This window comes from Peribacillus sp. NPDC101481 (genome assembly GCF_044767165.1).
In the GTDB taxonomy this organism is placed as follows: Bacteria; Bacillota; Bacilli; order Bacillales; family DSM-1321; genus Peribacillus.
This window is the reverse complement of sequence record NZ_JBIWNJ010000012.1, coordinates 1-7,853: the sequence shown is the minus strand read 5'-3', so window position 1 is coordinate 7,853 and position 7,853 is coordinate 1. Positions and strand designations below refer to the sequence as shown.

The window sequence follows — 7,853 nt, the reverse complement described above, 5'->3', positions numbered from 1 at the left end:
GAACACGGCAGTTAAGCTCTTCAGCGCCGATGGTAGTTGGGGGTTTCCCCCTGTGAGAGTAGGACGCCGCCAAGCCATTCAAAAGATCAGCCATCCGGCTGGTCTTTTTTTGCGTTTATGAAAAGTATGAAGCCTTGTTATTTTCCATTATAGAGAAGACGTTATTTCACCCTTAGAAGGGTAAGTTGAGATATTATTTAGACATGGGTTAATCAATCAGATTGCAAATAACTGGATAATTGTATTTAAATAAGCAGGAGTACATATATTTTAGCTAAAAAGAAATTTATTCAGAAACTGGTAACTAAAAAAGTGGAGAATATCGGAAGCCTAATAAATGATAAAAAATACTTTGTGCCACAGCAAATAAAAGTATGCTTCATCTTTTATGAACAGTAACGAATCCAAGGTATGGCTGTGCTTTTAAGGTAAATAAGATCAAAAATAAGCACTTCGAAATCCAGGAATAATGAGTATGAGTAATTGCTCTATAGTTATTAAGGACTGCTTCATGAGTTTGACACAATTAAATTAGCGCAGTATAATAATCCAGTAGAACGATATACTAAATAAATTTAACTAATTAAATCTAGTATAAGGGTTAATTCAATACCTTTTGAATTTAGAACGTAATCGGTTTATAGTAGAACGATATACCAGTACTAATTTTTTAGTAGAACGATGTACTAATAATAAAGATTAGTAGAACGATATACTAGTTATACGAAAAGTTAGTAGAACGATGTACTAACTAAAGCCGGTTTACTTATTGTTTTATTTAGTACGTAATTTTGTTCTTAATTTTATGGTATGGGGCAAGGGGGCAACTTCTGAAAGTCTTAAGAATCAAAGTGTATTTCGATAATTTTTAATAGGGGTGTGTTACATGAAAAATCCATTTATAAAAATGGCCACTGGTTTATATATTAGCTATTTCATTTTAGGCATGATCAATATTATCATCGGGTCAAATATGGAAAATTTGTCCGATCAATTAAACACAAGTGCCTCAGGGATAAGTTACTTGGTTTCTGCTATAGGAATCGGTAAGTTAGTTTCCTTGTTTTTCGCGGGTAGACTGTCGGATAAATTAGGAAGGAAACCATTTGTCGTTTCAGCATCTTTTATCTACCTGATCTTCCTAATAGGCATACCTTTGGCTCCTAACTATACACTGGCATTTATATTTGCTGTATGTGCTGGTATTGCAAATTCATTTTTGGATGCAGGTACGTATCCAGCACTTATTGAGGCTTTTCAAAAGAAAGCTGGTTCTGCTACCGTATTAGTAAAAGCTTTCGTTTCAATCGGTGCCGCACTTCTTCCATTTATCATGGCGTTCTTTATAGCTAGAGATATGTTTTACGGGTATACATTCTTCTTAATGGCTGCTGTATATCTTGTTAATGGGTTTTTCCTGCTTAAGGTTTCATTCCCGGATCATAAAGCTCAAAGCCAAACTCAGAATGATGAACAAGCTGTTCCGCTTCAACAGCAATTCCTCTCAAAACCGAAGTTTGCTCAGGAAGGTTTGGCAGTCATACTATTAGGCTTCACATCAACTGCTTTATTCATGCTGGTTCAAGTCTGGCTCCCGAACTTCGGACAAGATGTATTGGGGCTAACCCAAGCTAAGGCTGTTCAATTGCTTAGTTACTATAGCATTGGCTCCCTTGTTTCTGTCATTTTGCTAGCAGTTCTATTGAATAAAGTAATTAAGCCCATTACCGTCATGATTATCTATCCGGTCATTGCAGCATTATCTTTATTGTCACTCATTTACATCCAGCAACCATTTATAACTGTTTTGAGCGCTTTCTTCATAGGGCTTTCAACTGCAGGGGTATTCCAATTAGCCATGACAATAATCACAGAATTCTTCCCTGCCAATAAAGGTACGATTACTTCATATGTAAACATTGCAGGTAGTTCAGCCTTTATCATTATACCTTTCATTACTGGTATCATTTCTAAGAGTGCTGGGTTAACTGCGGTCTTCTTGTTTGATGTGGCAATTGCGGCAGTTAGTATTTTATTGGCCGTATTCGTTGCCTATCGATACAAAAAGGTAATTAAGGTATCCAATTAATCAGTCTAGCCGAACATCAGTGGGGCATGAACCCCACTGATGATAATGATAAAAGGGGGAAACATCCATGCAAACAATCACGATCAAAGACGTAACGATCGGAGAAGGGGTTCCAAAGATCATCGTTCCTCTAATGGGGACAACTGAAGAGGAACTGCTTAAAGAAGTTGAAACGGTAAATGCGCTACAGCCGGATATCATTGAATGGCGAGTAGATGTATTTGAACAAGTCGAAAGCTTAGAAGCCGTTTCAGATATGATTTCAAAACTTAGAAGTGCTGTTCCAAATACTTTGCTGCTTTTCACTTTTAGAAGCTATAAAGAAGGCGGAAACAAGGAAATCAGCGATGTTTATTATTTCCAACTTCTTCATACAGCTATTAAAACGAAGAATATTGATCTTGTCGATGTGGAGTTGTTTTTTGAGGAATCATCAGTGAAGGAGACTGTACAGGTAGCTGAGGAAAATGGCGTATACGTAGTAATGTGTAACCATGATTTCGATAAGACACCGGCAAAAGAAGAAATCATTTACCGATTGCGTAAAATGCAGGAATTTGGCGCCCATATTCCAAAAATCGCTGTGATGCCCCAAACGGTTGGTGACTTACTCGTTTTATTAGATGCAACTTACACGATGAAAACAAAGTATGCCGATCGCCCATTCATTACGATGTCAATGTCGGGTAAAGGCCTGGTCAGCCGATTATCAGGTGCGGTGTTTGGATCTGCTTGTACATTTGGTGCAGGAAAAGAAGCATCTGCCCCAGGACAAATTCCTGTTACTCAATTAAGAGATGTATTGGAGATCATTGATCAAAATATTTAACTTATAATTCCTTCCAATAAGGAATTTATATAAAACTTAAAAAATCAGGGGGAATAGAACATGGAAAATCTAGGACGAATTAATGGGAAAACAGAATTAGTAGGATTGCTGGCAACACCTATCGGACATTCTTTATCACCTGCCATGCATAATTTAGCTTTCGATAAATTAGGCTTGAATTGCGCCTATTTAGCATTTGAAGTTGGAAATGAAGAGCTGGAAGATGCAGTAAAAGGGATGCGTGCATTAAATGTAAAAGGATTTAACGTATCCATGCCTAATAAAATGAAGATCCTTCCATATCTAGATGAATTGGCAGACAGTGCTAAATTTTCTGGGGCAGTTAATACAGTTGTCAATGTCGATGGAAAGTTCGTAGGGCACAGCACAGACGGAATGGGATATACTCGGAACCTAAAAGAACATGGTATTGATATTAAAGGAAAGAAAATGACTCTTATCGGTTCTGGGGGGGCTGCTACTCCAATTGCCATTCAATCTGCGCTGGAAGGTGTGGCGGAAATCAGCATTTTTGCTCGTGATGATGCTTTCTTCCCGCAAGCAGAAGAGAATGTACGAATCATCAATGAAGATATGAAGCACTTAAATGTGAAAGCCAATGTATACCCTCTTGAAAATGTTGAACAATTAAAGGCTGAAATCGCAACTAGTGATATTTTGGCAAATGGAACTGGCGTTGGCATGAAACCGCTTGATGGCTTAAGTGTCATTCAAGACGAATCAATGCTGCGTCCTGATTTAATCGTAACAGATGTTGTTTACATCCCACGTAAATCAAAACTAATGGAACAAGCTGAGGCTGCGGGTGCTACAGCTATTAATGGTCTGGGGATGATGCTTTGGCAAGGTGCACTTGCCTTTGAATTATGGACTGGTCAACAGATGCCTGTTGATTACATCAAAGAGCAATTGTTTGCAGAATAATACGATTCCACTCTGGGGATCATTCTCCAAATAGAGGTTTTTTCATACTTGATGTGCATCATTCGTTGATTGATTACATTAAATGAGTGCAGATACCTCAGAGCTAAGAAATGCAGGGAGTGAAATCCCTTGTTTTTCTTAGCGTTTTTTTTTTTTTTGAAAAGTCGTTTTCATTTAAATGGATAACATAAAAGGGGAGGCTTTAAAGTAATTACATTTTGCTTAAAGCGTTCTAGGGGAGAAACACAACGTGATTTATTATAGGGGTGTAATAATGAAAAATCAGTATTTTAAAGCGGCATCTGGCATGTATATTAACTATTTCCTGCTAGGGATGGTAAATATAATTCTCGCCTCAAACATGCCCTCTTTAACAGAACAATGGGATACAGACTCTACTGGCATTAGTTATCTTATTGCAGCAATAGGAATAGGCAGGTTACTCACGTATGGTCTCTCAGGAGTATTATCAGATAAATTTGGGAGAAAGCCATTGATCATAGTCTCTTCGGTAATAATGGGAGTTTTTTTATTAGGGATTCCATTTTCCCCCACATATGAAATGGCGTTTGTATTTGCTTTACTTGCGGGAATTTCGAACTCAGCCATGGATGCTGGTACATATCCGGCGCTAACTGAAATGTTTCCTGAATCTGCTGGTTCCGCCAGTGTTATGGTTAAGGCTTTTGGTTCACTTGGTGCAACCATCCTGCCATTCATCATCTTGTTTCTTACTAGGAATGAATTATTTTACGGGTTTGCATTTTTATTACCGGCTGTAGTCTACTTCTTGAATATGTTCTTTGTTTTGTCCGCTTCATTTCCAAAAAGCAAATCCGATGCTGTAAATCATGAGGAGGATTTGCATAGTAACAGGTTCATAACTGAACCTAAATTTTGGAGCGAAGGAGTGGCATTAATCATAATTGGGTTTACATCAACTGCGTTATTTACAGTTTCGCAAATCTGGTTACCGAGCTTCGGCCAGGAAGTCGCAGGGATGCCATCTTCAAGTGCAATTAAATTATTGAGTTATTATAGTGTTGGATCACTTATTTCTGTCCTGCTATTATCCATCTTATTAAACAAATGGATCAAGCCCGTGACAGTGATATTGCTTTATCCAATGATTACTTTACTTACGGTAATCATCATATTAACGATTCATTCACCCATTGTCTTAAGTATTTGCTCTTTTTTCCTTGGGGCCTCGACAGCTGGGATATTTCAATTAACCATTGCAATAATGACTGAACTCTTCTGGAGGAAAAAAGGAACTGTAACAGGAATCGTTGCGACGGCTTCAAGTTTGGCGAGCGTCATTTTACCAATTGCAACGGGTTTGATCGCTAAGAGCGGGGATATATCGCATATATTTCTTTTTGATTGCTTTATTGCAACTATTGGAATTCTAGCTGCAGCTTTTGTTTATTACCGATATAAAAAATTGACACAGCACCAGACCATATTTAACCATGGCTAATAAATATGAAGGATTACTTAAAACTCCATCTTCTAGAACTAGGGTGGCGTTTTTTTTTGGACTAATGAATATTTGATATAGATGTAGGGAGTGAGTATTAACCGATGGTATACCCATGTTCCGAAAGCAATGGTGTAATAATGACAGTAACTATATTATTATTATAATAAGAACATGATAATAATAAGTACATCAAAAATACATTCAAGATGGTGATTGAACTATGAAACAATCCAAAAAAGGGCGGGTCACGCTGCAACAGGTAGCGAAACATGCTGGGGTTTCTACATCCACTGCTTCCCTTATCGTTCGCAATAATCCTCGAATATCGGAAGCGACGCGACAAAAGGTATTAAAATCCATGCATGAACTGGGTTATGTATACGATAGAATTGCAGCCAACCTAAGGTCGCAGAGCTCTGATACTGTAGGAATCATTATTACCGACATATCAAACACCTTTTTTTCTGAATTCCTGATAGGCGTTCATGACGCATTGGATGAGGTCGGTTATACAGTGTTGCTGGGAACTACATTCGACTCGGTCGCCAAGCAAGACCATCTCCTTTCAACCATGATGGAACATAGGGTGGGAGGCCTGATTCTTTGTCCTGTCTCTGAAAGCTCACAAGATACAATTGAACGGTTAAATGAAATTGACACGCCAATGGTCCTTGCTGTTAGGGAACTACCTGGGGTGAATAGCGACTATGTAGGCATAGACTATCCAGAAGGAGCCAGGATGGCTGTTGATCATCTCCTTGGAAAGGGACATAAAAGAATTGCGCTCCTTGGTGGCATCAAGGAATCTTCTACTTGGATCGAGAGAATGGAGGGATACCGTGAAGCTCTTTCAAGTGCGGGATTGGAAGTGGATGAATCGCTGGTGATAGATAGTGCCCCTACACGGGAAGGAGGGCTGGAGGCTGTATTGAAAGTACTTGAGAATCCTAATCCGCCTACCGCGATTTTTTGCTTTAGCGACTTAATTGCTTTCGGTGTTATGCAAGGATTAATGATGAAAGGATTTACTCCTGGAAAAGATATAGATATCGTTGGGTTCGATAACGTTCCAGTCGCAGAAATCTATCATCCTCCGCTAACGACCATTTCCTCATTCCCTAGACGTATTGGAAAAGAGGCAGCGAATCTCCTGTACCAGCAAATGGAGAAAATTGAACGTGATCAACAGCGAATCATATTGAATCCAGAACTGATTATTAGAGAGTCTTCCTAATAAAGAAAAATAAAAAGGTGATTAGTTTACAGGAGGTTAGGTATCCATGCCTCTGTACCCTTTTCATCTTTTCTATTATTCTTTTATTGGGAAAATCGATTAAATGAAAGAGCGGGTCTTACTTAAGCGGTTCATAAATATCCCAGGCAACTTTCAATGAATCGACTATAAAGTCTGCAACTTCATCAACATCAAGATCATTGGTATTCACTTTTGAATGATGATAGGAGTATATTTCTTGTCTTGTGTAAAAGAGTTCTTCAATTTCCTCAAGTGACCGGCTTTGTAAAACAGGTCTACTATCAATAAGTAAGCCTATTCTCTCTTTCCAGTATTCCCAAGATAAGTCCAGGTAAAAGACAATGCAATTGGATAAACAGATATTCCGTATATCCTCTTGTAAAAATGCCCCGCCTCCAACTGAAATGATTTTCAATTGTTGTTGACTAAGGCTTTCAATTACACTTTTTTCTTTTTCGCGAAAAGCTTTTTCACCAAACTTCTTGAATATTTCTGTAGCGGGCATATTGAATTCCTTTTCAATTTCTTGATCTATATCAATAAAGTCCCTATATAATTTCCTTGCTACTTTCTGTCCGATCGTCGTCTTTCCTACTCCCATAAAGCCAATAAAAACGATACTTTGCATCCTCAAAGATGTGTTTTTATTAATCATTTATAAATCCCTCTCCCTACTATTTTTATAATGATTAAAAGTCTATCCTGAAATTTTTAAAATATATTTATTATAGTACAAGAAAGTAAAATTGTAAAAAAATTTTTTAATATTTGGACAATGGGATTTGTGATTTAACGGTTTATTTTAAAGCAATCTATTTGAAAGGAACAATCAATTTTTCAGTATTTGATTTAGGAGATCTGATTACACGTTTACCTTCATCTATATAGGTTGTTAATGCCCTTACACATCACTAGGAGGTTTTATTGGTTTTGCAAAAGCTTACTAGGTTGAAGGGAAATCATTTTCAAAGGGGTCTTTGATTTAATAAAATGGATGGAATTAATGATTTGCCGGATTATATGTTTTAAACGGAGGCCGGGGGAAGAAAGGCACATTTATTCCTCTATATAGTTGCTTAAATCATTTAATAAGGAATTGCATGAAATGTGTTGACTTTATGGTGGGAAAGGATTAATATAAATAAGCACCAACCAAGACAAACGAAAAACTTCATCGCTTTTGGCTGATTGCTGAAAGAAATAATAACTATTGACTTCTTACTATGAAAATGATAAGATGAAATGGTCG

Annotated in this window: 6 protein-coding genes and 1 rRNA gene; 6 read left to right on the top strand and 1 reads right to left on the bottom strand. The window is 37.6% G+C overall.

Going from position 1 to position 7,853, the window contains the following annotated elements:
• The 6 genes from rrf to ACIROD_RS26145 all read left to right on the top strand — a co-directional run.
• A 5S ribosomal RNA gene (rrf, locus tag ACIROD_RS26235) occupies positions 1 to 75 on the top strand; the annotation flags it as partial.
• 811 nt (positions 76 to 886) lie between these two features.
• Complete coding sequence (locus tag ACIROD_RS26165; protein ID WP_101226134.1) at positions 887 to 2,089, top strand: MFS transporter; 1,203 nt, start codon at positions 887 to 889, stop codon at positions 2,087 to 2,089.
• A gap of 67 nt (positions 2,090 to 2,156) precedes the next feature.
• Positions 2,157 to 2,918 carry a type I 3-dehydroquinate dehydratase gene (aroD, locus tag ACIROD_RS26160; protein ID WP_402945652.1) on the top strand — a complete coding sequence of 254 codons (762 nt, stop codon included), beginning with the start codon at positions 2,157 to 2,159 and terminating at the stop codon, positions 2,916 to 2,918.
• 60 nt (positions 2,919 to 2,978) lie between these two features.
• Entirely contained in the window at positions 2,979 to 3,863 is an 885-nt protein-coding gene (locus ACIROD_RS26155) for a shikimate dehydrogenase (protein ID WP_101226132.1), read from the top strand.
• 274 nt (positions 3,864 to 4,137) lie between these two features.
• Positions 4,138 to 5,346, top strand: a complete 1,209-nt coding sequence (locus ACIROD_RS26150) for an MFS transporter (protein WP_402945649.1) — start codon at positions 4,138 to 4,140, stop codon at positions 5,344 to 5,346.
• A 223-nt stretch (positions 5,347 to 5,569) separates the two neighbouring features.
• Positions 5,570 to 6,583: a LacI family DNA-binding transcriptional regulator gene (locus ACIROD_RS26145; protein WP_101226130.1), complete on the top strand. Its 1,014-nt coding sequence runs from the start codon at positions 5,570 to 5,572 to the stop codon at positions 6,581 to 6,583.
• Positions 6,584 to 6,701: 118 nt separating this feature from the next.
• Here the strand turns inward: ACIROD_RS26145 and ACIROD_RS26140 are convergent, their stop codons facing one another.
• Entirely contained in the window at positions 6,702 to 7,259 is a 558-nt protein-coding gene (locus tag ACIROD_RS26140) for a shikimate kinase (protein ID WP_402945645.1), read from the bottom strand.
• Positions 7,260 to 7,853 lie beyond the last annotated feature (594 nt).